The organism is Streptomyces sp. AK08-02 (assembly GCF_033795085.1).
GTDB lineage: Bacteria > Actinomycetota > Actinomycetes > Streptomycetales > Streptomycetaceae > Streptomyces > Streptomyces echiniscabiei.
The window spans coordinates 254,405-278,837 of sequence record NZ_JARAZV010000012.1; the positions used below are offsets into that span (position 1 = coordinate 254,405).

23 protein-coding genes, 1 pseudogene and 1 riboswitch are annotated in these 24,433 nt (G+C 69.9%); of the genes and pseudogenes, 15 read left to right on the top strand and 9 right to left on the bottom strand.

All coding sequences use genetic code 11. From position 1 onward, the window contains the following. Positions 1–187: 187 nt before the first annotated feature. Positions 188–1,030 (top strand): RNA polymerase sigma factor WhiG, encoded by an 843-nt coding sequence (whiG, locus tag PV734_RS25870; RefSeq protein ID WP_319095117.1) that lies wholly within the window; start codon positions 188–190, stop codon positions 1,028–1,030. A 97-nt stretch (positions 1,031–1,127) separates the two neighbouring features. Further along, positions 1,128–1,685, top strand: a complete 558-nt coding sequence (locus tag PV734_RS25875) for a TetR/AcrR family transcriptional regulator (RefSeq protein ID WP_319095240.1) — start codon at positions 1,128–1,130, stop codon at positions 1,683–1,685. A gap of 56 nt (positions 1,686–1,741) precedes the next feature. On the opposite strand, the gene PV734_RS25880 is transcribed toward PV734_RS25875, so the two are convergent. Continuing rightward, on the bottom strand, positions 1,742–2,386 hold the full coding sequence (locus PV734_RS25880; RefSeq protein WP_415924265.1) for a M23 family metallopeptidase: 645 nt from the start codon (positions 2,384–2,386) through the stop codon (positions 1,742–1,744). A 270-nt stretch (positions 2,387–2,656) separates the two neighbouring features. On the opposite strand from PV734_RS25880, the gene rpsB reads away from it, so the two are divergent. From rpsB to PV734_RS25935, 11 genes and pseudogenes are all read left to right on the top strand, one after another. Continuing rightward, complete coding sequence (gene rpsB, locus PV734_RS25885; protein ID WP_319095119.1) at positions 2,657–3,583, top strand: 30S ribosomal protein S2; 927 nt, start codon at positions 2,657–2,659, stop codon at positions 3,581–3,583. Positions 3,584–3,683: 100 nt separating this feature from the next. After that, the gene (gene tsf / locus PV734_RS25890; protein WP_319095120.1) at positions 3,684–4,520 is read left to right on the top strand and encodes a translation elongation factor Ts; all 837 of its coding nucleotides are present in this window, start codon (positions 3,684–3,686) and stop codon (positions 4,518–4,520) included. Positions 4,521–4,721: 201 nt separating this feature from the next. Further along, on the top strand, positions 4,722–5,480 hold the full coding sequence (gene pyrH, locus PV734_RS25895) for a UMP kinase (protein ID WP_319095121.1): 759 nt from the start codon (positions 4,722–4,724) through the stop codon (positions 5,478–5,480). A gap of 154 nt (positions 5,481–5,634) precedes the next feature. Next, on the top strand, positions 5,635–6,192 hold the full coding sequence (gene frr / locus PV734_RS25900) for a ribosome recycling factor (RefSeq protein ID WP_006373551.1): 558 nt from the start codon (positions 5,635–5,637) through the stop codon (positions 6,190–6,192). Continuing rightward, positions 6,192–7,319: a phosphatidate cytidylyltransferase gene (locus PV734_RS25905; RefSeq protein ID WP_319095122.1), complete on the top strand. Its 1,128-nt coding sequence runs from the start codon at positions 6,192–6,194 to the stop codon at positions 7,317–7,319. Before frr ends, PV734_RS25905 begins: the two co-directional genes overlap by 1 nt. Before the next feature lie 125 nt (positions 7,320–7,444). Next, positions 7,445–8,116, top strand: a complete 672-nt coding sequence (locus PV734_RS25910; protein WP_319095123.1) for a hypothetical protein — start codon at positions 7,445–7,447, stop codon at positions 8,114–8,116. A gap of 100 nt (positions 8,117–8,216) precedes the next feature. Next, positions 8,217–9,323 carry a 23S rRNA (adenine(2503)-C(2))-methyltransferase RlmN gene (rlmN, locus tag PV734_RS25915; protein ID WP_319095144.1) on the top strand — a complete coding sequence of 369 codons (1,107 nt, stop codon included), beginning with the start codon at positions 8,217–8,219 and terminating at the stop codon, positions 9,321–9,323. 25 nt (positions 9,324–9,348) lie between these two features. Then, positions 9,349–9,454, top strand: a riboswitch (TPP riboswitch). Between the two features lie 81 nt (positions 9,455–9,535). After that, entirely contained in the window at positions 9,536–10,624 is a 1,089-nt protein-coding gene (locus PV734_RS25920; protein ID WP_319095145.1) for a thiamine ABC transporter substrate-binding protein, read from the top strand. Continuing rightward, on the top strand, positions 10,600–12,318 hold the full coding sequence (locus tag PV734_RS25925) for an ABC transporter permease (RefSeq protein WP_415924266.1): 1,719 nt from the start codon (positions 10,600–10,602) through the stop codon (positions 12,316–12,318). Before PV734_RS25920 ends, PV734_RS25925 begins: the two co-directional genes overlap by 25 nt. 2 nt (positions 12,319–12,320) lie before the next feature. Then, the gene (locus PV734_RS25930; protein WP_319292113.1) at positions 12,321–13,337 is read left to right on the top strand and encodes an ABC transporter ATP-binding protein; all 1,017 of its coding nucleotides are present in this window, start codon (positions 12,321–12,323) and stop codon (positions 13,335–13,337) included. 183 nt (positions 13,338–13,520) lie between these two features. Continuing rightward, positions 13,521–14,066 (top strand): annotated as a pseudogene (locus tag PV734_RS25935) (hypothetical protein); the annotation flags it as partial. A 93-nt stretch (positions 14,067–14,159) separates the two neighbouring features. Here PV734_RS25935 and PV734_RS25940 read toward each other — a convergent pair. The 7 genes from PV734_RS25940 to PV734_RS25970 all read right to left on the bottom strand — a co-directional run bounded on the left by PV734_RS25940 (position 14,160) and on the right by PV734_RS25970 (position 20,962). Beyond that, a complete protein-coding gene (locus tag PV734_RS25940; RefSeq protein WP_319095148.1) occupies positions 14,160–14,846 on the bottom strand; it encodes an LAETG motif-containing sortase-dependent surface protein in 687 nt (228 codons plus the stop codon). A gap of 153 nt (positions 14,847–14,999) precedes the next feature. After that, positions 15,000–16,121 (bottom strand): Rossmann fold nucleotide-binding protein, encoded by a 1,122-nt coding sequence (locus PV734_RS25945; RefSeq protein WP_319292117.1) that lies wholly within the window; start codon positions 16,119–16,121, stop codon positions 15,000–15,002. 24 nt (positions 16,122–16,145) lie between these two features. Beyond that, the gene (locus PV734_RS25950; protein WP_319292120.1) at positions 16,146–16,559 is read right to left on the bottom strand and encodes a VOC family protein; all 414 of its coding nucleotides are present in this window, start codon (positions 16,557–16,559) and stop codon (positions 16,146–16,148) included. Positions 16,560–16,655: 96 nt separating this feature from the next. Beyond that, complete coding sequence (locus tag PV734_RS25955) at positions 16,656–18,041, bottom strand: hypothetical protein (protein WP_319292122.1); 1,386 nt, start codon at positions 18,039–18,041, stop codon at positions 16,656–16,658. After that, complete coding sequence (locus PV734_RS25960; protein WP_319095152.1) at positions 18,023–18,817, bottom strand: ABC transporter ATP-binding protein; 795 nt, start codon at positions 18,815–18,817, stop codon at positions 18,023–18,025. The genes PV734_RS25955 and PV734_RS25960 overlap by 19 nt, the downstream gene beginning before the upstream one ends. A 244-nt stretch (positions 18,818–19,061) precedes the next feature. Next, positions 19,062–20,462 carry an aspartate aminotransferase family protein gene (locus PV734_RS25965; protein ID WP_319292125.1) on the bottom strand — a complete coding sequence of 467 codons (1,401 nt, stop codon included), beginning with the start codon at positions 20,460–20,462 and terminating at the stop codon, positions 19,062–19,064. Further along, a complete protein-coding gene (locus PV734_RS25970) occupies positions 20,447–20,962 on the bottom strand; it encodes an Lrp/AsnC family transcriptional regulator (protein ID WP_319095154.1) in 516 nt (171 codons plus the stop codon). Before PV734_RS25970 ends, PV734_RS25965 begins: the two co-directional genes overlap by 16 nt. 196 nt (positions 20,963–21,158) lie before the next feature. Between PV734_RS25970 and PV734_RS25975 the strand changes: the two genes are divergently transcribed. Together PV734_RS25975 and PV734_RS25980 are read left to right on the top strand one after the other, a co-directional pair. Next, positions 21,159–22,598, top strand: a complete 1,440-nt coding sequence (locus PV734_RS25975) for a gamma-aminobutyraldehyde dehydrogenase (protein ID WP_319095155.1) — start codon at positions 21,159–21,161, stop codon at positions 22,596–22,598. A 128-nt stretch (positions 22,599–22,726) separates the two neighbouring features. Beyond that, positions 22,727–23,260, top strand: a complete 534-nt coding sequence (locus PV734_RS25980) for a hypothetical protein (RefSeq protein WP_319095156.1) — start codon at positions 22,727–22,729, stop codon at positions 23,258–23,260. On the opposite strand, the gene PV734_RS25985 is transcribed toward PV734_RS25980, so the two are convergent. After that, complete coding sequence (locus tag PV734_RS25985) at positions 23,250–24,392, bottom strand: serine hydrolase domain-containing protein (protein WP_319095157.1); 1,143 nt, start codon at positions 24,390–24,392, stop codon at positions 23,250–23,252. The two genes, PV734_RS25980 and PV734_RS25985, sit on opposite strands and share 11 nt — an antisense overlap. Positions 24,393–24,433 lie beyond the last annotated feature (41 nt).

Here is a 24,433-nt window from a genome sequence, read left to right on the forward strand (position 1 = left end):
CCCCTCGACCTCGCACACTGCGACACCTCAGTCACGCTACGCTCACGTGGATTCCGGCGCAGACCGGCAGTCGGAGAGGCAATTCGACCAGACGGGTAATTCGACATCAGACCGCAACAGACCGACGGCCCACCCAGGCACCCATCCAGGCACCACCGGTTCACGGCAGAACGGCACTAGGCGACGTATGCCCCAGCACACCTCCGGGTCCGACAGGGCGGCGGCCCCACCCGCGGCCCGCGACGGCGGTAACGTGCGCCCGCCCGCTCCCTCGACGCTCGACGAGCTGTGGCGTTCGTACAAGACGACGGGCGACGAGCGGCTGCGGGAGCAGTTGATCCTGCACTACTCGCCGCTCGTGAAGTACGTCGCCGGGCGGGTGAGCGTCGGGCTGCCGCCCAACGTCGAGCAGGCGGACTTCGTCTCCTCCGGGGTGTTCGGACTGATCGACGCGATCGAGAAGTTCGACATCGAGCGGGAGATCAAGTTCGAGACGTACGCGATCACGCGCATCCGGGGCGCCATGATCGACGAACTGAGGGCGCTGGACTGGATTCCGCGGTCAGTGCGGCAGAAGGCGCGGAACGTGGAGCGGGCGTACGCGACGCTTGAGGCGCGTCTGCGGCGGACGCCGTCGGAGAGTGAGGTGGCCGCCGAGCTGGGCATCGCGGTCGACGAACTCCACGCGGTGTTCAGCCAGTTGTCGCTGGCGAACGTGGTGGCGCTGGAGGAACTGCTACATGCCGGGGGCGAGGGCGGGGACCGGCTGAGCCTCATGGACACGCTGGAGGACACCGCCGCCGACAACCCGGTCGAGGTGGCCGAGGGCCGGGAGCTGCGGCGGTTCCTCGCGCGGGCGATCAACACGCTGCCCGAACGGGAGAAGACCGTGGTGACGCTGTACTACTACGAGGGGCTCACCCTCGCGGAGATCGGCAACGTGCTGGGCGTGACCGAGAGCAGGGTCAGTCAGATCCACACCAAGTCGGTCCTGCAACTGCGCGCGAAACTGGCGAGCTTCGGTCGCTGACCTGACCTGGTCAGGTGGCCCGGGTGACCGGAGCATCTCCCCTGCGGGGCGGTCCGTCCGTACAGTGGTTGACGTGCCAAGGATTCGAGCGGCCTCCGTGGCCGAGCACCGATCGATGCAGCGAGCCGCCCTGCTGGACGCGGCGAGGTCCCTGTTGTCCGAGGGCGGGACGGAGGCGCTGACCTTCCCTGCCCTGGCCGAGCGGACCGGGCTCGCGCGGTCGTCCGTCTACGAGTACTTCCGGTCGCGGGCGTCCGTCGTCGAGGAACTGTGCGCGGTCGACTTCCCGGTCTGGGCGGCCGAGGTCGAGGCGGCGATGGCCGCGGCCGAGGGGCCCGAGGGCAAGGTCGAGGCCTATGTCCGCCGGCAACTCGCCCTGGTGGGTGACCGCCGGCACCGGGCCGTGGTCGCGATCTCGGCGAGCGAGCTGGACGCCGAGGCCCGGGAGCGGATCCGGGCGGCACACGGGGCGCTCGTCGCGATGGTGGTCGAAGCGCTGCGGGACATCGGGCACGAGCAGCCCCGGATGGCCGCGATGCTGCTGCAGGGGATCGTGGACGCGGCTGTGCGGCGGATCGAGTTCGGGATGACGGAAGATCCCGAGACGATCGCGGACGCGGCTGTGGCGATGGCGTTGCGGGGCGTACGGGGCTGAACCGGCTCCGTGGGTCGGTGCGGGCCCGGTGGCCGGGCCGGGCCGCGTGCGTCTGTCTACGGCTGGGCGGGCAGCGGTACGCCCAGTACCGGCAGGAGGCGGGCCGGGCCCCTGTGCAGCAGCCATGGGGGCAGCAGGGTCAGCGGGTCCAGATAGGTGTCGCCTCTCAGCAGGCCCCAGTGCACGCATGTCGTCGCGCAGTGGCCGCTCCCGACCTCCACCGTGCCCACCACCTCGCCCGCCGTCACCTCCGCGCCCTTCTCCACGGCGGCCGTCACCGGTTCGTACGTCGTGCGCAGGGGTGGGGCGCCCGTGCCCGACAACTCCACCGAGACGACTCCCCGCCCCGCCACCCGGCCCGCGAAGTGCACGCGGCCCGCGGCCACCGCGCGAACCGGGGCGCCGAGGGCCGCCGCCAGGTCCACGCCCCGGTGACCCCTGGCGTAGGGCGACGGGGGAGGCTCCCAGGCGCGTAGGACCAGAGGGCGGATGCCCACCGGCCAGGCGCGGGCGATCGCGGGCGCCGCAGGGGCGTCGGGCGTGCGGGGTTCCGTCGGCGGGGCCGCCCCGGCCCCGAGCGCTGTCGACGCCGTCAGTGCCAGCGCCAGCGCCAGTGCCGGGGGCAGTGTCCGGGGCAGCAGCACGCCAGAGCCTCGACGTCCTTCTCGGCCTCCTCGACGCGTTCCTCGATTCGTTCGCATGGACGGAGCGTCGCGCGATTCGGGACGGTATGGGCCGGCCTGTGGAGTACTGACCGGTTGTGGATATCGGCGTCACCCGAGGCCTCGCGGTTCCCGTACACTTCCTTTGGCGATCCGGGTGACCGGGTCGACTTCGCACGCCCCGACATCAGGCCCGTACAAGGCCGGTGTCAGCGCCCCTCGGTCCCTCGTGGCAAGGCGCAATCGGGCGTCAGGCGCGAGTGCCGACCGGCACTCGCGGCACAACCGAGAAACACAAGGAGAACGGCCATGGCCGTCGTCACGATGCGGGAGCTGCTGGAAAGCGGCGTCCACTTCGGTCACCAGACCCGTCGTTGGAACCCGAAGATGAAGCGCTTCATCTTCACGGAGCGCAACGGCATCTACATCATCGACCTGCTCCAGTCGCTGTCGTACATCGACCGCGCCTACGAGTTCGTCAAGGAGACCGTCGCCCACGGTGGCACGGTCATGTTCGTCGGCACGAAGAAGCAGGCGCAGGAGGCGATCGCCGAGCAGGCGACCCGCGTCGGCATGCCCTACGTGAACCAGCGCTGGCTGGGCGGCATGCTCACCAACTTCTCGACCGTCTACAAGCGTCTGCAGCGCCTCAAGGAACTTGAGCAGATCGACTTCGAGGACGTCGCGGCGTCGGGTCTCACCAAGAAGGAGCTTCTCGTGCTCTCGCGCGAGAAGGCCAAGCTGGAGAAGACCCTCGGTGGTATCCGCGAGATGTCCAAGGTGCCCAGCGCCGTCTGGATCGTGGACACCAAGAAGGAGCACATCGCGGTCGGTGAGGCCCGGAAGCTCAACATCCCGGTCGTCGCGATCCTCGACACCAACTGCGACCCCGACGAGGTCGACTACAAGATCCCGGGCAACGACGACGCGATCCGCTCCGTCACCCTGCTCACCCGCGTGATCGCCGACGCTGTCGCCGAGGGCCTCATGTCCCGCTCCGGCGTCAACACCGGTGACAAGGGCGAGAAGGCCGTCGCCGAACCCCTCGCCGAGTGGGAGCGCGACCTCCTCGAGGGCGAGAAGAAGGCCGACGACGCCGAGGCGCCCGCCGCTGAGGCCGCTGCTGCCGAAGCCCCCGCCGAGGCTCCGGCTGAGGCCGCTGCCGAGGTCGCCGCTGAGGCCCCCGTCGAGGCGCCCGCTGCCGAGGCTCCGGCCGAGGCTGCCGAGCAGGCCTGACCCTCACCCCTTTCGGGTTGTCGACGGCGGGGGCACCTCCATGGGGCCCCCGCCGTTCGATCCGCAGATCTTTCAGACTTCGAGAGAGACTCCGAGAATCATGGCGAACTACACCGCCGCCGACGTCAAGAAGCTCCGTGAGCTCACCGGCGCCGGCATGATGGACTGTAAGAAGGCGCTGGACGAGGCCGAGGGCGATGTCGACAAGGCCGTAGAGGCCCTGCGTATCAAGGGCCAGAAGGGCGTCGCCAAGCGCGAGGGCCGTTCCGCGGAGAACGGCGCGGTCGTCTCGATCATCGCCGACGACAACACCTCCGGTGTCCTCGTCGAGCTGAAGTGCGAGACGGACTTCGTCGCCAAGGGCGAGAAGTTCCAGGCTGCCGCGAACGCGCTCGCCGAGCACGTCGCCAAGACCTCCCCGGCCGACCTTGAGGCGCTGCTCGCCTCCGAGATCGAGTCCGGCAAGACGGTCCAGGCGTACGTCGACGAGGCCAACGCCAACCTGGGCGAGAAGATCGTCCTGGACCGCTTCGCGCAGTACGCCGACGGTTTCGTGCTGGCGTACATGCACCGCACGATGCCCGACCTGCCCCCGCAGATCGGTGTCCTCGTCGAGCTGGACAAGCCCAACGCCGAGGTCGCCAAGGGTATCGCCCAGCACATCGCCGCCTTCGCGCCGAAGTACCTCTCCAAGGAGGACGTGCCGGCCGAGGTCGTCGAGACCGAGCGCCGTGTCGCCGAGGAGACCACGCGCGCCGAGGGCAAGCCCGAGGCCGCGCTGCCGAAGATCGTCGAGGGGCGTATCAACGGCTTCTTCAAGGACGCCACGCTGCTGGGCCAGCCGTACGCGCTGGACAACAAGAAGTCCGTCCAGAAGGTCCTGGACGAGGCCGGTGTCACCCTGAAGCGCTTCACGCGCATCAAGGTCGGCATCTGAGTCCGTACCGCGATCGACGCGCGGCCCGCGTAGGCATACCTATAGGGTCGATGACAGTCGCGCGCGTACGCCGCCGTGCACGCGCGCGTGGCGGACGACAGCAGATCTGACGAGGAGGCCATTGCCGAGCATGGGATGCGACGACACCCCACCGGCAATGGCCTCCTTCGTATGTGTGACACGTGAAGAGGCGAGATCTCGATGACCACCAAGGCCCAGAAGAGCGACGACGGCAAAGTGCGTGGACGGTTCATGCTGAAGTTGTCCGGAGAGGCCTTCTCCGGTGGCGGTGGCCTGGGCGTCGACCCCGACGTGGTGCACAAGATCGCCCGCGAGATCGCGGCCGTCGTGCGCGACGGCTCCCAGATCGCCGTCGTCATCGGCGGCGGCAACTTCTTTCGCGGTGCGGAACTCCAGCAGCGCGGCATGGACCGGGCGCGCTCGGACTACATGGGCATGCTCGGCACCGTCATGAACTGCCTCGCTCTCCAGGACTTCCTGGAGAAGGAGGGCATCGACAGCCGGGTCCAGACCGCCATCACCATGGGCCAGGTCGCCGAGCCGTACATTCCGCTGCGCGCCGTACGACACCTGGAGAAGGGCCGTGTGGTCATCTTCGGTGCCGGTATGGGCATGCCGTACTTCTCCACCGACACGACCGCCGCACAGCGAGCCCTGGAGATCGACGCCGAGGCTCTGCTGATGGGCAAGAACGGCGTGGACGGGGTCTACGACTCCGACCCGAAGGCCAATCCCGAGGCCGTCAAGTTCGACTCGCTCGGCTACGGCGAGGTCATCACCCGGGACCTCAAGGTCGCCGACATGACCGCGATCACGCTGTGCCGTGACAACAAGCTCCCGATCCTGGTCTTCGAGCTTCTGGCCGAGGGCAATATCGCCCGGGCCGTCAAGGGTGAGAAGATCGGCACACTCGTCGGTGAACAGGGCAGTCGGGACTGACCGGGTATCAGCCCTGCCCGGGGACGGACCCTGAGCAGGGGATGGACAATGTCCTGCCGGTCGGGAACCGTGCAGGAAGAAGACGCGACGCAGCCGGCCGCCGACCTGACCGAGACCAGCGGCCGGGCCTACTCAAGACACGCAGGAGCAAGTGGTGATCGAAGAGACCCTCCTCGAGGCCGAGGAGAAGATGGAGAAGGCCGTCGTGGTCGCCAAGGAGGACTTCGCCGCGATCCGCACCGGCCGTGCGCACCCGGCGATGTTCAACAAGATCGTGGCCGACTACTACGGCGCGTTGACGCCGATCAACCAGCTGGCCTCTTTCTCCGTACCCGAACCGCGGATGGCCGTGGTGACCCCGTTCGACAAGACCGCGATGCGCAACATCGAACAGGCGATCCGCGACTCCGACCTCGGCGTCAACCCGAGCAACGACGGAAACATCATCCGCGTGGTGTTCCCCGAGCTCACCCAGGAGCGCCGCAAGGACTACATCAAGGTGGCCCGGACCAAGGCCGAGGACTCCAAGATCTCGATCCGGTCCATCCGCCGCAAGGCCAAGGACACCATCGACAAGTTCGTCAAGGACGGCGAGGTCGGCGAGGACGAGGGCCGTCGCGCGGAGAAGGAGCTCGACGACACCACCGCGAAGTACGTCGCGCAGGTGGACGAGCTCCTCAAGCACAAGGAAGCGGAGCTTCTCGAAGTCTGATGAACGACTCTTCCTGGGGGGCGCCGCCCCACGCCGGGTACTGGGGGCCGTCCGACGGAGGGCCTGTCCAGGGGGCTGCCCCGGCGGGTCCCGCGTACGATGCGCAGCACGCGCAGCAGACTCGGCCCATGCCCATCGTGCCCGACGTACCCGCACATGGCGGAGACCAGGATGACGACCGGGGGGCCGCTCGGCCGGGCGGCCCCTTGTTCCGCGACGAGATGCCGCAGGCGCAGCCCTACGGGGCGGCGCCGCAGAAGCCGGATTCCATGCCCACGCCCGACGACGCCCAGCAGCCCGCCCCCGTCCCGCAGAAGAAGAGCGCGGGCCGGGACCTCGGCGCGGCCATAGGTGTCGGCGTCGGGCTCGGTGTGGTGATCATCGCGTCGCTGTTCGTCGTCAAGGCCGCGTTCGTCGGCGTGATCGCGGTCGCCGTCGTGGTCGGTCTGTGGGAACTGACGTCCCGGCTCCAGGAGCGCAAGGGCATCAGGGCACCCCTGGTGCCGCTCGCGCTCGGCGGGGCCGCGATGGTCGTCGCCGGTTACGTCCGGGGTCCCGAGGGCGCGTGGGTCGCGATGGCGCTCACCGCGCTCGCGGTCCTGGTCTGGCGTATGACGGAACCTCCCGAGGGCTACCTCAAGGACGTCACGGCGGGCGTCTTCGCGGCTTTCTACGTCCCGTTCCTGGCGACGTTCGTCGCGATGATGCTCACCGCCGACGACGGCGCACAGCGCGTCATGACGTTCCTGCTCCTCACGGTCGTCAGCGACACCGGTGCGTACGCGATCGGCTGGCGATTCGGCAAGCACAAGCTCGCCCCGCGCATCAGCCCCGGCAAGACCCGGGAGGGTCTGTTCGGCGCTGTCGCGTTCGCGATGGTGGCGGGCGCACTGTTGATGGAGTACGCCATCGACGACGGCACCTGGTGGCAGGGACTGTTGCTCGGTCTCGCGGTCGCGGTGAGCGCCACACTCGGCGACCTCGGCGAGTCCATGATCAAGCGGGACCTGGGCATCAAGGACATGGGCACGCTGTTGCCCGGGCACGGCGGCATCATGGACCGGCTGGACTCGCTGCTTCCCACCGCTCCTGTGGTGTGGTTGCTGTTCGTCGCCTTCGTGGGCTGAGGGCGGCCGGAATGTTCCAGTACAGTCCGGATCTCCTGTGAAGAACCCACGTCGGCCCGAAACCACCCCTTTCGAACCTAAGATCGACTTCAGTGCGGTCGATCCGTCCGGAAGGGGTGGCGTGCATGTGGGGGCGTAGTCGGGCCAGACGCCAGCGGCAGGTCGAGGGGCTGGCCGCTGTCGCCGGCCCCGTCGAGGCGGCCGACGCCGCTCAGCAGGCCCTGCTGGAGCTCCGCCGTACGTTGCGGGGGGAGCTGACACGGATCGAGGCGTTGCTCGACAAGGGCGACGGCCTTCCCTCGGACACGATCCGCGAGCAGACGCTCGGGGCGGTAGGTGTCTTCGCCGACCTGGACGGCGTCCTGCGGCACTACGACGAGATCCGTACCGGGACCGTCGCGGCGGCCGAGAACGGTGTCGAGGCGGCCGGACCCTGGCTGGCGGCGCTCGGGGAACACACCAGGTCAATGACCGAGTTGGGAGAGACGTTCGCCGGATTCGGCGAGTCCTTCGCGTATCTCCGCGAACGCACCGAACGGCTGCGCACCGACCTGGCCCCCCTGCGCGAGGGTGTTCACGCGGCCCTGCGCGCCGCCCAGGGCGAGCTCACCGCTGCCGAGGGCGCCGACGGCTGGCCCGGCTGGCAGGCGGGCCTCACCGCCCTGGGTGACCGGCTGACCGAACTGGACGCAGGCCGTGTCACCCCGACGGCCCGGCAGAAGGTCAGCGACCGCTATCGCGAACTGGAGCGAGAGGTGGAGCAGCTCCGGGGGGCGATGGCCGCAGCGCCTCGGTGAGGCTGCGGAAACCCCGCTGAGCTGGTCTTTGTGCCCTTTCATGGACGTTGTCCACAGGGCGGCGAGGGGGTGTCCGGATGTCTGCGACACTGGTATGGCCATGCCTAAGCCCGGAGAACTCACATTCATCGCCCCGCGCGGAGCCCAGAAGCCGCCGCGGCATCTTGCCGATCTCACGCCTGCCGAGCGTAAAGAGGCCGTTGCCGCGATCGGTGAGAAGCCGTTTCGTGCCAAGCAGCTCTCGCAGCACTACTTCGCGCGGTTCGCGCACGACCCGGCCGAGTGGACGGACATCCCGGCCGCCTCGCGCGGCAAGCTCCAGGAGGCGTTGCTTCCGGAGCTGATGACGGTCGTCCGTCATCTGTCGACCGACCAGGACACCACCCGCAAGACGCTGTGGCGGATGTTCGACGGGACGCTCGTCGAGTCGGTGCTGATGCGGTACCCGGACCGGGTGACCATGTGCATCAGCTCGCAGGCCGGGTGCGGGATGAACTGCCCGTTCTGCGCGACCGGACAGGCCGGGCTGGACCGGAACCTGTCCACCGCCGAGATCGTGCACCAGATCGTGGACGGGATGCGTGCGCTGCGGGACGGGGAGATCCCCGGTGGCCCCGCGCGGCTCTCCAACATCGTCTTCATGGGCATGGGCGAGCCTCTCGCCAACTACAAGCGCGTCGTCGGCGCCATCCGCGCGCTGACCGACCCCGCGCCGGACGGCATGGGGCTGTCGCAGCGTGGGATCACCGTCTCGACCGTGGGGCTGGTACCGGCCATCAACCGGTTCTCCGACGAGGGCTTCAAGTGCCGGCTCGCCATCTCCCTGCACGCGCCCGACGACGAGCTGCGCGACACGCTCGTGCCCGTCAACACGCGCTGGAAGGTGCGGGAGGTTCTCGACGCCGGGTGGGAGTACGCGGCCAAGTCGGGGCGGCGGCTGTCCATCGAGTACGCGATGATCCGGGACATCAACGACCAGGCCTGGCGTGGTGACCGGCTCGGGCGGCTGCTCAGGGGCAAGCCCGTGCACGTCAACCTGATTCCGCTGAACCCGACTCCGGGGTCCAAGTGGACCGCCTCGCGGCCCGAGGACGAGAAGGCGTTCGTCGAGGCGATCGCCGCTCATGGCGTGCCCGTCACCGTTCGGGACACCCGGGGGCAGGAGATCGACGGGGCGTGCGGGCAGCTGGCGGCCACCGAGCGGTAGGCTTACGCCGTACCTACATATCTTCATATTCCGACAGGGGAGCGCCACAGCGCTGAGAGTGCGGGACAGCCCGCAGACCCTCTGAACCTCGCCCAGGTCATTCTGGGTAGGAAGTTCGGTCATCACTCAAGCTGTTGCGCCCTGCCCGGAACCCGTCATGGGGTCCGGGCAGGGCCGCGTCTCTTCCTGGTCATCCCAGGAGGAAAAATCCGGTGAGCATCACCAAGCAGGTCACGGCCCTTGCCGTCGGGCTCGGGCTCGGGCTCGTCACGCTGTCCGCGTGCGGGTCCGGGGACGGCGGCAGCGGTTCGGCGGCGGACTCCAAGACCGTCACCCTCGTCAGCCATGACTCGTGGGCCGTCTCGAAGGGTGTCCTCGCCGCCTTCGAGAAGCAGTCCGGGTACACCGTCAAGGTCCTCAAGGACGGCGACGCCGGCCAGGCCGTCAACAAGGCGATCCTGACCAAGGACAACCCGCAGGGCGATGTCTTCTTCGGCGTCGACAACACCCTGCTCTCCCGCGCGCTCGACAACGGGCTGTTCCAGTCGTACGAGGTGAAGGACGCCGACGCGATCCTGCCCGCGTACCGGACCGACGCGGACAAGCACCGGGTCACGCCGATCGACACCGGCGACATCTGCGTCAACTACGACAAGGCCTGGTTCAGCGAACACAAGCTGACCCCGCCCCAGTCCTTCGACGATCTGGTCAAGCCCGCCTACAAGGACCTCCTCGTCACCGAGAACGCCTCCACCTCCTCGCCCGGCCTCGGCTTTCTGCTCGGCAGCGCCGCCAGGTACGGGGACGACGGCTGGGCCGGCTACTGGACGAAGCTCAAGGCCAACGGCGTGAAGGTCGTCGACGGCTGGGAGCAGGCGTACAACGAGGAGTTCTCCGGGTCGGCCGGCGGCAAGAAGGCCAAGGGGGACCGGCCGCTCGTCGTCTCGTACGCCTCCTCGCCGCCCGCCGAGGTGATCTTCGCCGACCCGAAGCCGACCACCGCGCCGACCGGCGTCGCGACCGGCACCTGCTTCCGGCAGATCGAGTACGCCGGGCTGCTCAGCAACGCCGGGAACAGCGCGGGCGGCAAGGCGCTGCTCGACTTCCTGGTCGGCAGGACCTTCCAGGAGGACATGCCGCTCAACATGTTCGTGTATCCCGTACGGGAGGGCGCCAAGGTGCCCGCCGAGTTCACCGAGTTCGGGCCGCAGGCCAAGGACCCCGAGACGATGGACCCCGCGAAGATCGCCGAACACCGTGACCAGTGGGTCAAGTCGTGGACCTCGCTCGTACTGAAGTAGCGGAAGTAGCGGAAGTAGCGGAAGTAGCGGAAGTGGCGCCGGCGGTCGCGCGTCGGCGGGGCGCCGCTCTGCGGGGTGCCCTGCTGGTGCTGCCCGTCGTCTTCTTCGCGCTCTTCTTCGCCTATCCCGTCGCCGCGATCGTCGCGCGGGGCCTGCACGTCGACGGGGTCTGGCGGCTGGGGCAGGTGGGGGAGGTGCTGGGGGACTCCGGGATCCGGCATGTCCTCTGGTTCACCGTCTGGCAGGCGCTCGCGTCCACCGCGCTCACGCTGCTGGTCGCGCTCCCCGGCGCGTATGTCTTCGCACGCTTCGATTTCAGGGGCAAGCAGATTCTGCGGGCCGTGGTGACCGTGCCGTTCGTGCTGCCGACCGTCGTGGTCGGTACCGCCTTCCTGGCGCTGGTCGGGCGCGGCGGGCTGCTCGACGAGTTGTGGGGCGTACGGCTGGACACCACGGTGTGGGCGATCCTGCTCGCGCACGTCTTCTTCAACTACGCCGTCGTCGTGCGGACCGTCGGCGGGCTCTGGGCGCAGCTCGACCCGCGCCAGGAGGAGGCCGCGCGGGTGCTCGGCGCCTCACGGTTCGCGGCCTGGCGGCAGGTCACCCTGCCAGCCCTCGCGCCTGCCGTGGCCGCCGCCGCGCTCATGGTCTTCCTCTTCACCTTCACCTCCTTCGGGGTGGTGCAGATCCTCGGCGGCCCCACCTTCGCCACCCTCGAAGTGGAGATCTACCGGCAGACCTCGGAGATCTTCGACCTCGGTACGGCCGCCGTACTGACCATCGTCCAGTTCCTGGCGGTGGGCGCGGTTCTCGCCGTGCACGCCCGGACGGTACGGCGGCGGGAGAGCGTACTGCGGCTCGTGGCGCCGGAGACGACCGCCCGCCGACCGCGCGGCCGGGGCCAGTGGGCGCTGCTAGGCGGGGTGCTGGCGAGTATCGCTGTCCTGCTGGTGCTGCCGCTGGCCGTGCTTGTGCAGCGGTCGTTCGACACGCCCGGTGGTACGGGCCTCGGCTACTACCGGGCGCTCACCCACGACGACTCCGGCATCTTCCTCGTAGCGCCGATCGCCGCCATCGGGAACTCGCTCCAGTACGCCCTCGCCGCCACCGGAATCGCCGTCGCCGTCGGGTCGCTGGCGGCCGTGGCGCTGACCCGGCGCGATGCCGGGCGGCTCGTACGGGGGTTCGACGCGCTGTTGATGCTGCCGCTCGGAGTGTCGGCGGTGACCGTCGGATTCGGGTTCCTCATCGCGCTCGACGAGCCGCCGCTCGATCTGCGCGGCAGCTGGATCCTCGTACCGCTCGCGCAGGCGCTGGTCGGGGTGCCGTTCGTGGTGCGGACCATGCTGCCGGTGCTGCGTGCCGTGGACGGGCGGCTCAGGGAGGCGGCGGCCGTGCTCGGGGCATCGCCCTGGCGGGTCTGGCGCGAGGTCGATCTGCCGATCGTGCGGCGGGCGCTGCTGGTCGCGGCCGGGTTCGCGTTCGCCGTGTCGCTGGGCGAGTTCGGGGCGACCGTGTTCATCGCCCGGCCCGACAACCCGACCCTGCCGGTCGCCGTGGCCCGTCTGCTGGGTCGGCCCGGGGACCTCAACTACGGCCAGGCGATGGCCCTTTCGACGATCTTGATGATGGTGTGCGCGGTGGCCCTGCTCGTCCTGGAGCGGCTGCGGACCGACCGGACGGGAGAGTTCTGACCATGCTCAGTCTCGACGGAGCGACCGTACGGTTCGGGGCTCGGGCCGTGCTCGACGGCGTCGCCCTCGATGTCGACGAGCACGAGATCGTGTGCGTGCTCGGGCCCAGCGGCAGCGGAAAGTCGACGTTGCTGCGGGCGGTCGCCGGACTCCAACCCCTGGACGCGGGGCGGGTGTCGCTCGACGGCCGGGATCTCGCCGGGGTGCCCGCGCACAGGCGGGAGGTGGGCCTGATGTTCCAGGATCACCAGCTGTTCCCGCAGCGGGACGTCGGCGGCAACGTCGCCTTCGGGCTGCGCATGCACCACGTACCCAAGGGGCAACAAGGGGAGCGGGTGCGGGAGTTGCTGGACATGGTCGGGCTGCCGGGGGCCGCCGGACGGGCCGTCGCCGCGCTCTCCGGCGGGGAACAGCAGCGCGTCGCCCTCGCCCGTGCCCTCGCGCCGCGCCCCCGGCTGCTGATGCTCGACGAACCGCTCGGCCAGCTGGACCGCTCGCTGCGCGAGCGGCTCGTCGTCGAACTGAGGGAACTGTTCGGTCGGTTGGGCACCACCGTGCTCGCCGTCACCCACGACCAGGGCGAGGCCTTCGCCCTCGCCGACCGGGTGATCGTGATGCGTGACGGGCGAATCGCCCAGTCCGGTACCCCACTTGAGGTCTGGCAGCAGCCCGCCGACGAGTTCGTGGCACGCTTCCTCGGCTTCGACAACGTCGTCGAGGCCACGGTGAGCGGGCAGGTCGCCGACACCCCCTGGGGCAAGATTCCGGTCCCCGAGGGCGCTGAACAGGGGCCGCGCACACTGCTCGTACGGCCCGCCGGTGTACGTCTGGTGCCCGCCGAGGAGGGCCTGCGCTGCGCCGTGACCGCGCGTACCTTCCGGGGTACGCATGTCGCCGTACAGCTCCAGCCCGAGGGTGCGCCCCGGCTGGAGGCGGCGTGCGCGTTGCGTGAGGCGCCGGCGCCGGGGGACGAGGTCGGGGTGGCCTTCGACGCGGCCGAAATCGTCGTGCTGGGGTGAGGGGCCCGTTGTTCTCGCCCCCGCCGCCCCTACCCGTCCCTCCCCCAGAGGGGGGACCCCCACTGGGGGCTGCGCCCCCAGACCCCCGCTGTCGGCCCTGAAGGGGCCTCGTCCTCAAACGCCGGACGGGCTGGATGGTGCCGGCCGGCGCTGAAGAGGGTCCGACCGGCTGGAGAGGTTCCGCCTGGGCTGGGTGTAACCGCTGGTGTGTGCAAGTGGGCCGAGGCGGATGTCGAGGAGGATCGGGTGCCGCTGGTCGGCACCCTGCGTGCGGCCGGGCCCGACGTCGGCGTGTGGTCGTGGGCGCGTCGGATGGCCCACGAGGTCACCGTCCACCGCGCGGACGCGACGCTCGCCGCCGGGCTGCCGTACGAGGTCGCGGCCGACATCGCCGCCGACACTATCGACGAGTGGCCGCAGATCGTCGAGTTCGTGCAACGGGCCGATCCGGCCGATCCGGCGAACGAACTGCGCGGGCCGGGGCGCAGCATCCATCTGCATTCCACGGACAGCGAACCCGAGTTGAATGCCGAGTGGTTCGTCGAGCTCGCCGAGGACGGTCTCGTCTGGCGGCGTGATCATGAGAAGGCGACGGTCGCCCTGCGCGGCCCGCTCACCGACGTCATGCTCGCCTTCTACCGTCGACTGCCGCTGGACAGCCCGCGGTTGGAAATCCTCGGGGACCGTGAGCCGCTGGAGTTCTGGCTGGCGCGGGCCACCTTCGGCTGACGGCGACAGCGGAGTGGCCCGCCCCCTGATGGTGCTTTCCAGGAGACGGGCCACAACGTACAGCCGGGTACTGCGGATACGGCTAGCGGAGCGTCAGTTGCTGGACGCCCCACGACGGCGCAGGCCGAAGAAGACGGCGCCGCCGCCGACGGCGACCAGGGCAGCCGCGATACCGGCGATCACACCGGTGTTCGAGCTGGCGCCGGTCTCGGCGAGGTTGGAGCTACCGCCCGCGGGCGTCGGAACGCTGTCCGCGGGGGCGCCCGGGGTGCTCTCGTCGGCCGAGGGGGTCGGGGTGGCCGACTCCTCGGGCTCCGAGGCCGACGGGGTCGGCGTGGCGGACTCCTCCGGCTGCGAAGCCGACGGGGTCGGGGTCGGGGTCGGCGTCGGCTCCGTCTTGCAGGCCTCGTCCGGGGTGGTCACGCCGCCCTTGATGTCCTCGTCGAGGCGAGCGCGGTCGGCCTGGACGTGGACGCGGTACGTCGTGTTCGGCGCCCAGTCCTCCGAGAAGTCGACGGTGACGCCCTCACGGCTGCCGACGACGTCCTGGGTGCCGATGAGCTTCTCGCCCAGGTACACGGTGACTGTGGCGGGGGTGCCCGATGCGTCCTTGTCGGTGACGCTGATGACGCCCTTTTCGCCGTCGCACTTGGCGACGGCGGAGAACTCAGTGATGTTGCAGGCGAGCGCGTTGCCCGCGACGCCCAGCGCGAGCGCGGCCGAGGCGGAGGCAACACCGAGGATGCGCACGGTTCGCGCGGTACGGAAAGATATGGACACGGTTGCCCTTCACGGGATGCACAACTGAGGGGGGTGGAGGGAGTGAAGAGACCTCATCACCTCGTCACCCCCACGAGTCTCACAGGTTTATAAGCGCAGCATAAGGGCTGTCAATCTGTATGCAGGCTCCAGGCATCGGTCTTTGCCTACCCGTTAACCGCCGAGGCGTTTCAAAGCCTCCGGAGCGTCCTCAATCCGGTCGACCAGGGCGATTCGGTCCTCCATCGCCCGTTCCCGTGCCAGGGATTGGAGCAGTGGCCAGGCGGGCAGCCGCTCGGTCCAGTGGACGCGGTCCACCAGGACCATCGGCGTGGGCTCGCCGCGCGACTGGTAGTAGTTCGGGGTCGCGTTGTCGAAGATCTCCTGTACGGTCCCGGCGGCGCCCGGCAGGAAGACGATCCCGGCGTTCGAGCGGGCCAGCAGCCCGTCCTCACGGGTGGCGTTGGCGAAGTACTTGGCGATGTGCGAGGCGAAGGCGTTGGGCGGTTCGTGCCCGTAGAACCAGGTCGGGATGCCCACCGAGCCGGCCCCCTCGGGCCAGCGCGCGCGGACCTCGAAGGCCGCCCGCGCCCAGTCGGTGATGGAGGGTGTGAACGACGGCGCCCCTGCGAGGAGTCGGCACGCCTCGTCGAGCATGGCGTCCTCGAACGGGGCCGCGTACGCGCCGAGGTTCGCGGCCTCCATCGCGCCCGGGCCGCCGCCGGTGGCCACGGTGAACCCGGCGCGCGTCAGCTCGCGCCCCAGGCGCGCGGCACCGGCGTACTCCCGCGTGCCACGTGCCATCGCGTGACCCCCCATCACCCCCACCACCCGTGCCTGGCGCAGGAGTTCGTCGAGGGCGTCGGAGACGGCGTCGTCGTGGACGGAGCGCAGCATCGAGGCGAAGATGTCACCGTCGGCCTTGGTGCGCCGGAACCAGGCGTACCCGAGGGCGTCCGGGGTCCGCTCGTAGCCGTCGTCGAGCCCGGCGAACAACTCGTCCGGCGAGTAGAGATGGGCGCGGTACGGGTCGAAGGGCAGGTCCGGGACCGGCGGGAAGACCAGGGCGCCGTCCACGCGGATCTTCGCCGCCGCGTCCGGACGCATCGGGCAACCGAGGAAGACGGCGCCGACGGCGCTGCTGCTGAGCAGTTCCTTCGTACGGTCCGTCAGATCGACGGCCTGGACGCGGAACCCGGCGAGGGTGCCGCGGGCCGACACGACCGCGTCGAACTCCTGGAGCGTCTCGATCTCACGGTCGTCGTGGTGGGCCGCATGGGCGGGGCTCGTCTGCACCCGCCCATGTAAGCACGGGCACCGTCAGCCCTGGACGGCCGCCGGGTCCATCCACATGACCTCCCAGGTGTGGCCGTCGAGGTCGTCGAACGCGCGACCGTACATCTGGCCGTAGTCCTGCGCCTCGCGCGGCTCGGTGCCGCCCGCCGCGAGCGCTCCGTCGACCAGCTCGTCGACCTTGGCGCGGCTCTCGGCGCTCAGACAGATGAGGACCTCGCTGGTCTTCGTCGAGTCCGCGATCTCCTTCTTCGTGAAGTCGGCGTAGCGCGACCTGCTCAGCAGCATCGCGACGATGGTGTCGCTGATCACGACACAGGCGCAGTCGTCCGTCGTGAACTGCGGGTTGATCGTGTATCCGAGCTCGGTGAAGAACTTCTTCGAGGCGTCGACGTCGCTGACGGCCAGGTTCACGAAGATCATCTGCTGGTACTCGCTCATGAGGGTCTCTCCCGTCGGTGTGGTGCTGTTCGGTGGGGTAGACCCGCGGACTGTTCGGAACTCATCGGTGCGTACAGATTTTTTTCGTACGGGTTCTCAGGCGGTCAGCGGCAGCGCCGCCAACTCCGCGATCAGGAAGGTCAGCGGGGCGAACAGGGCGAGGAGGGCGGCGGCGCGCAGGCCCGCGGCGGTACGCAGGGTGGTGGCCGGTGCGCCCAGGCGGAGCAGGGCGGCGGTGGTGTCGGCGCGGGCGTGTCTGGCCTCGGCGGCGGCCGTGAGGAGCGTGGCGACGGCGCAGCCCACCACGACCAGGGCGCCCAGGGCGGTGAGAGGGCCGAGGGACGGGTCGTCGGCGGCGTCGTCGTACAACGCGGCCATGGCGTACGCGCCCGATGCCACGGCGCAGACGACGCCCAGGGGGCGGCCGATACGGGTCGCCTCCTCCATCAGGACGCGGCCGGCGAGCAGCCGGAGGGCGCCGGGGCGGACCGCCTGGAGGAGGCGACCGCAGAAATGGGTGAGGCCGGGTCCGGCCAGGGCGAGCCCCAGGGCAGTGAGGGCCCAGCCGACGAGTACGGCGGCGGGGCTGCCGGTGACTCCGCCGGGCATGGCGAGGCGGGTGTGGGGGGCGCGGGCGGCGTACGCCTCCACGGCGAGGCCGGCCGCGAGCACGGCGATGCCCCAGGGGAGGCCTCGGGGAGTGGGGCGTGGGGCGGGGAGCGCGTGCGGGTCGGTCGTGGCGAGGTCGGCGGGGTCGGCGGCCGGGCCGGTGTCCTGGTCCGAGGTTTCGGCGGTGCCGGGGGCCGGCTCCGAAGTGCCGGGCGCGCTGTCCGGAGCCGGACGGGGTGTGAGGCGCAGCTGGGCACCGAACCGTCCGTACGCGCCGAGCGTCTCCCGGGTGCTCCGGGCGCCCTCCGCTCCGAACCGGCCGTACCTCCGCAGGCGGGTGCCCTTGCCCGGTGCCGGGCGGGTGTCCGTCGGCCGCAGGGTAAGGGCGACCGAGACGGACGCCGCCACCGGGACCAGAGTCAGCAGCGTCAGGGCGGCCGGGAGGGGGAGCGGGCGGTCGGCGGCCAGGAAGTCCGCCGCGTCGCCGTCGAACGGCATGCCCGTCAGGTCGCCCCGCAGGTGGAGGAAGAGCAGCAGGGCCAGCATCGAACCCAGGGTGCAGGACAGGACCGTCGTCGTGGCCGCGACGGCCATCAGCCGGGCCGGGCCCAGGCCGATCGCCGCCAGCCCGGGGCGCGGTCTGGTCCCGGGGTCCGTGCGGGCCACCGTCACCGCGAAATAGACCGTGGCCGCCAGGGGGGCCAGGCACCAGGCCAGGCGCAGGGCCGAGCCGCCGGGGGTGTGCTGGTGGACGAGGGCGTGGCCCAGGGTGCCCAGGAGCAGGAAACCCGTGGCGGCCGACGCCGTCGCGACCAGGAGGCGCCGCAGCTGGACGCCCGGGTGGGCGCCGCGGGCTAGACGGAGAGCGAGCACGCGGCCCGGCCTTCCGCGTCGGTCCCGGTTCCTGTCCCGGTTTCGGTTCCGGCCCCGGTCTCCGTGTCGTTCGTGGTGACCGGCGGCAGGTGGACGGTGTGCACGCGCCGCCCGTCGAGCAGCGAGACCGTGCGGTCCGCGAGCGCCGCCGTGTCCGCGTCGTGTGTCGCGAGGACCACTGTGATGCCGTGCGAGCGGGCCGCTGTCGTCAGCGTCCGCAGGACGTGCGCCCGGTCCGCCTGGTAGAGGGGCGCCGTGGGCTCGTCGGCGAAGAGGACCGTGGGGCCCGGGGCGAGCGCGCGGGCGATCGAGACGCGCTGACGTTCGGACTGACGCAGTTCGCAGGGGCGTTTGCGGGCCCGGTCGCCGATGTCCAGGCGTTCCAGCCACTCCAGGGCCGCCGTCTTGGCGCGTCGGCGGCTCGTGCCGCGCAGCATGAGCGGCAGGGCCGCGTTCTCCCAGACGTTCAGTTCCGGTACGAGGACCGGGGCCGGGTCGATCCAGCCGAACCGGTCGCGGCGCAGCCGTTCACGGGTGAGCGGGCCCATCGTGTGCACGGGCACGCTGTTGAACCAGACCTCGCCCCGCAGCGGTCGTACCAGGCCCGAGAGGCAGCGCAGCAGGGTCGTCTTGCCGCTGCCGCGCGGGCCGCTGACGGCGAGGATCTCGCCCTCCCGGACACCGAGCGAGACGCCGCTCAGCGCCGGCGAGCCGTCGTTGTGCTGGTAGTGCAGGGCGCGTGCCCAGAGCACGTCGTTGTCCGGCGGGGCCACCATGGGCGTACACCTCGTTCAGATCCGTAATTCCCTGAGTCCATCCCCCGTGCGGGGGAACGAAGACAGGGCCGATCGGTTACAGGGCACGCTAGGGAACCGGGCCGGGAACGCCGGAGAGCACGCGGCGCGGGTGCACCCTTCCCACTCGAACGGATGCAGGTTCCCCGCGCCCCGAAGGGGCGCGGGGAACCGCGCGACCAGCCACGACGGACCCGCGGATGACGATCGGGCGGCCGGCGGAGCTCTACAGCTTCGTCCACGCCTCCGTCAGCGTCGCGCGCAGGATCTGTTCGATCTCGTCGAACGTCTCCTGGTTCGAGATCAGCGGCGGGGCGAGCTGGACGACCGGGTCGCCGCGGTCGTCGGCACGGCAGTACAGGCCGTTCTCGAAGAGGGCCTTGGAGAGGAAGCCGTAGAGGACGCGTTCCGTCTCCTCCGCGTCGAAGGACTCCTTGGTCGCCTTGTCCTTGACCAGCTCGATGCCGTAGAAGAAGCCGTTGCCGCGGACGTCACCGACGATCGGCAGGTCGTGCAGCTTCTCCAGGGTCGAGCGGAACGCGCCCTCGTTGTCCAGCACATGCTGGTTGAGGTTCTCGCGCTCGAACAGGTCGAGGTTGGCCAGGCCCACGGCCGCCGACACCGGGTGGCCGCCGAAGGTGTAGCCGTGCAGGAAGGTGTTGTCGCCCTGGTAGAACGGCTCGGCGAGACGGTCCGAGATGATGCAGGCGCCGATCGGGGAGTAGCCCGAGGTCATGCCCTTGGCGCAGGTGATCATGTCCGGTACGTAGTCGAACTTGTCGCAGGCGAACATCGTGCCGAGGCGGCCGAAGGCGCAGATGACCTCGTCCGAGACGAGCAGGACGTCATGGCGGTCGCAGATCTCGCGGACCCGCTGGAAGTAGCCGGGCGGGGGCGGGAAGCAGCCGCCCGCGTTCTGGACCGGCTCCAGGAAGACGGCGGCCACCGTGTCCGCGCCCTCGAAGAGGATCTCCTGCTCGATCTGGTCGGCGGCCCAGCGGCCGTACGCCTCCGGGTCGTCGCCGTGGATCGGGGCGCGGTAGATGTTGGTGTTCGGGACCTTGTGGGCGCCGGGCACCAGCGGCTCGAAAGGAGCCTTCAGGGCGGGCAGTCCGGTGATGGACAGGGCGCCCTGGGGGGTGCCGTGGTAGGCGACGGCGCGGGAGATGACCTTGTACTTGGTGGGCTTGCCGACCAGCTTGAAGTACTGCTTGGCCAGCTTCCAGGCGGTCTCGACGGCCTCGCCGCCACCGGTGGTGAAGAAGACCTTGTTGAGGTCACCGGGCGCGTGGCCGGCCAGCCGTTCCGCCAGTTCCACGGCCTTCGGGTGGGCGTACGACCACACGGGGAAGAACGCCAGCTCCTGCGCCTGCTTGAACGCCGCCTCGGCGAGCTCCACGCGGCCGTGGCCGGCCTGGACCACGAACAGGCCCGCGAGACCGTCGAGGTAGCGCTTGCCCTTGTCGTCGAAGATGTGCGTGCCCTCGCCGCGGACGATCGTCGGGACGGGGGCGTTCTCGTACGACGACATGCGGGTGAAGTGCATCCACAGGTGGTCGTACGCGGTGCGGCTGAGGTCCTTGGAGCTGTGGCTGTCGGTGGTCGTCACGGTTATCGGGTTCCCCACATGTAGGTCTGCTTCTTGAGCTTGAGGTAGACGAAGCTTTCGGTGGAGCGCACGCCGGGCAGCGCCCGTATGCGTTTGTTGATGACGTCCAGCAGGTGGTCGTCGTCCTCGCAGACGATCTCGGCGAGGATGTCGAAGGAGCCCGCTGTCATCACCACGTACTCGACTTCCGACATGGCGCTCAGGGCGTCGGCCACGGGGTCGAGGTCGCCGTCGACGTTGACGCCGACCATGGCCTGCCTGCGGAAACCCACGGTGAGCGGGTCCGTGACCGCGACGATCTGCATCACGCCCTGGTCGAGCAGCTTCTGGACGCGCTGGCGTACGGCCGCCTCCGAGAGGCCGACCGCCTTGCCGATCGCCGCGTACGGTCTGCGGCCGTCCTCCTGGAGCTGCTCGATGATGCCGAGGGAGACGGCGTCCAGCTGGGGGGTGCCGTTCCTGGACTCGCGGGAGTCCCTGTGCTCTGCGCTTCGACTGGCCACGCGCTCACTGTGCACGAGGAGTCGACGGTTTCGCAAGGCTGGATCGATGAAATTCGTTGTTCATGGACGCCTGTCTTGCGGATTTCGCAGCTTGCGGGGCATCGGGGGTGTTGAAAACGTCGGACTCCGGAATAGGGTGGGTGTCTCAGTCAATGGACACCGAGCCGGTCGACCGCCGAGTCGATCGACATCCGAACCTGGAGGGCCGGCAGTGAGCACCGAGCTGCGTCGTCTGCGCAACTACATCGATGGTGAGTTCCGGGACGCCGCCGACGGGAGGACCACCGAGGTGGTCAACCCCGTGACGGGCGAGGCGTACGCGACCGCGCCGCTGTCCGGGCAGCCGGACGTCGACGCCGCCATGGCGGCGGCCGCCGCCGCGTTCCCCGCCTGGCGGGACGAGACGCCGGCCAAGCGGCAGAAGTACCTCCTCCAGATCGCCGACGCGTTCGAACAGCGCGCCGAGGAGCTCATCGCGGCCGAGGTGGAGAACACCGGCAAGCCGATCGGGCTCACCAGGTCCGAGGAGATCCCGCCGATGGTGGACCAGATCCGCTTCTTCGCGGGCGCCGCCCGGATGCTGGAGGGGCGCAGCGCCGGCGAGTACATGGACGGGATGACGTCGATCGTCCGGCGCGAGCCGGTCGGGGTCTGCGCGCAGGTCGCGCCCTGGAACTACCCGATGATGATGGCCGTGTGGAAGTTCGCCCCGGCGATCGCGGCCGGCAACACGGTCGTGCTGAAGCCGTCGGACACGACGCCCGCGTCCACGGTCCTCATGGCGGAGATCATCGGTTCGATCCTGCCCAAGGGCGTCTTCAACGTCGTCACCGGCGACCGTGACACCGGCCGGCTGATGGTGGAGCACCCGACACCGGCGATGGCGTCGATCACCGGTTCGGTGCGGGCCGGTATGCAGGTAGCCGAGTCCGCGTCGAAGGACCTCAAGCGCGTGCACCTGGAGCTGGGCGGCAAGGCGCCGGTCGTCGTCTTCGAGGACACCGACATCGCCAAGGCCGTCGAGGACATCTCGGTCGCGGGCTTCTTCAACGCGGGCCAGGACTGTACGGCGGCCACGCGCGTTCTGGTCCAGGAGTCCATCCACGACGAGTTCGTCGCCGCCCTCGCCAAGGCCGCCGCCGAGACGAAGACCGGGCAGCCGGACGACGAGGACGTGCTGTACGGGCCGCTCAACAACCCCAACCAGCTCAAGCAGGTCTCCGGGTTCATCGAGCGGCTGCCCGCGCACGCGAAGGTGGAGGCGGGCGGCCACCGGGTCGGTGACGTCGGCTACTTCTACGCCGCGACGGTCGTGTCGGGCCTGAAGCAGGATGACGAGATCATCCAGAACGAGGTCTTCGGCCCGGTCATCACCGTCCAGTCCTTCACGGACGAGGCGCAGGCCGTGGGGTGGGCCAACGGCGTGGACTACGCCCTCGCGTCGTCGGTCTGGACGAAGGACCACGCGCGCGCGATGCGGATGTCGAAGGTGCTGGACTTCGGCTGTGTGTGGATCAACACCCACATCCCGCTGGTCGCGGAGATGCCCCACGGCGGCTTCAAGAAGTCCGGCTACGGCAAGGACCTCTCGGGGTACGGCTTCGACGACTACACGCGGATCAAGCACGTCATGACGTCGCTCGGCGGCTGACGGCTGCCCCTGACAAACGCGCGGCCCCGGACGGGAGTGCTCCGTCCGGGGCCGCGTGCGTGTCACGCCTGGTGCGAGGCGTGCACAAGTGTTTTTGAACGTGTTCAACCGGAGCGTATGCTGCCCTCATGAGCGACAGAGCCGCCCTGCTCAAGGGCATTCGCGCCTGGTTGGTCCTCTTCGTCGTGTGTCTGGTGCTCAGTGGCGCCACGGCCTTCCCCCTCGTCCACGAACTGCGCTGGACCGAGAGCCTGTTGAGGGCCCTGTCCGTACCCGAGTACCTTCCCGGGGCGATGGAGTGGATCCAGCGGGTACGCGAGGGACTCGACGCCACCGACGAGCGCTACCCGTTCGTCCTCTACGGCACGGACTGGCTCGCCTTCGCCCATCTCGTCATCGCGGTCGCCTTCTACGGGCCCTACCGCGACCCCGTACGCAACATCTGGGTCGTCGAGTTCGGGATGATCGCCTGCACGGGGATCGTGCCGCTCGCGCTGATCTGCGGGCCGATCCGGGGAATTCCGTTCTGGTGGACGGTGATCGACATGTCGTTCGGGGTGTTCGGGGTGATCCCGCTGTACGTCGTCCGGAAGCGGATCAAGCGGCTGGAGGCGCTGACGGCGACGCCTCCGGCCGGCGCCGGCGCCGTTGTCAGCGGTTGAACGCGGGGAAGGCGAAACGCCGGGCGATGGCCTCGCCGTCGCTGCGTGCGTCGGTCGAGTTGACGGAGTAGACCACGGTCCGGGACAGATCGCGGGTGGCCGCGACAACCGTGTGATAGCCGGGGCGGGATCCGGTCTTGGCCCAGACCGTCCGGCCGTTCACCTTGAACGGCGAGAACGGTGCGCCCATCGTGGCGCCCGGCACGGCCGGTACCGCGAACATCTCCTTCAGCTGTGGCTCGGGTACGACCCGGCCGCTGAACACGCCCCTCAGCAGCCGTTCGAGGTCCGCGGTCGTCGAGATCATGTCACCGGCCGCCCATCGGTCGGACATGTTCCAGTCGGTCACGTCCACCAGCTCGCCGTCGATCCATTCGTATCCCCGGTTGTGGGGACCGTGGATACGGGGGTCGGGGCCGTCGGGGAACGACGTGTGCCGCATACCGAGCGGACGGAAGATCCGTACGGCCGCCTGGTGGGCGTACGAGTCGCCGGTGACCTTCTCGACCAGCATGGCGAGCACGGTGTAGTGGATGTTGCCGTAGTCCTGGTGCTCGCCGGGTGCGTGGTCGGGGTCCGGGCCCTTGGCGACCGACGCGGCCACGACCTCCTCGGGCGTCAGCGTCTCGAAGCGGTGTGGGTACATCTCGGCGGTGCTGTCGCCGAAGGACGCCCCCGGCTGGAGCCCGCTGGTGAAGTTCAGCAACTGCCGCACGGTGATGGGCGCGAAATCCTCGGTGAGTAGCCCGGGCAGATACTGCTGCACCGTGCCGTCCAGGGAGATCCGGCCCTCGGCGGCGAGCCGCAGTACGAGCGCCGCGGTCACGATCTTCGTCGTCGAACCGGCCCGGAACCGCGCGTTCTCCAGCGCGGGCGCCCCGGTCCTCAGGTCGCGCACCCCGGCGACACCGTGCCAGCTCCCCTCGCCACCCACCCGTACGACGGCCGCGGTGGCGTCCTGGTCCGGGAGACCCGCGATCGCGGCCTCCAGGGCCTCGGTGTCCGGGCCGGTCGTGGTGGAGTGCGCCGACGCGGGTCCGGACGCGGCGAACGCGGGGGCGGACAGCGGGGCGGCGCCCAGGGCGAGGACGAGGGAGGCGGCGATGACGGTCGTACGGCTGCGGGTGCGCATGCGGCTGCTCCAGAGGTCGACGTGGTGTGTTGTTGATCATT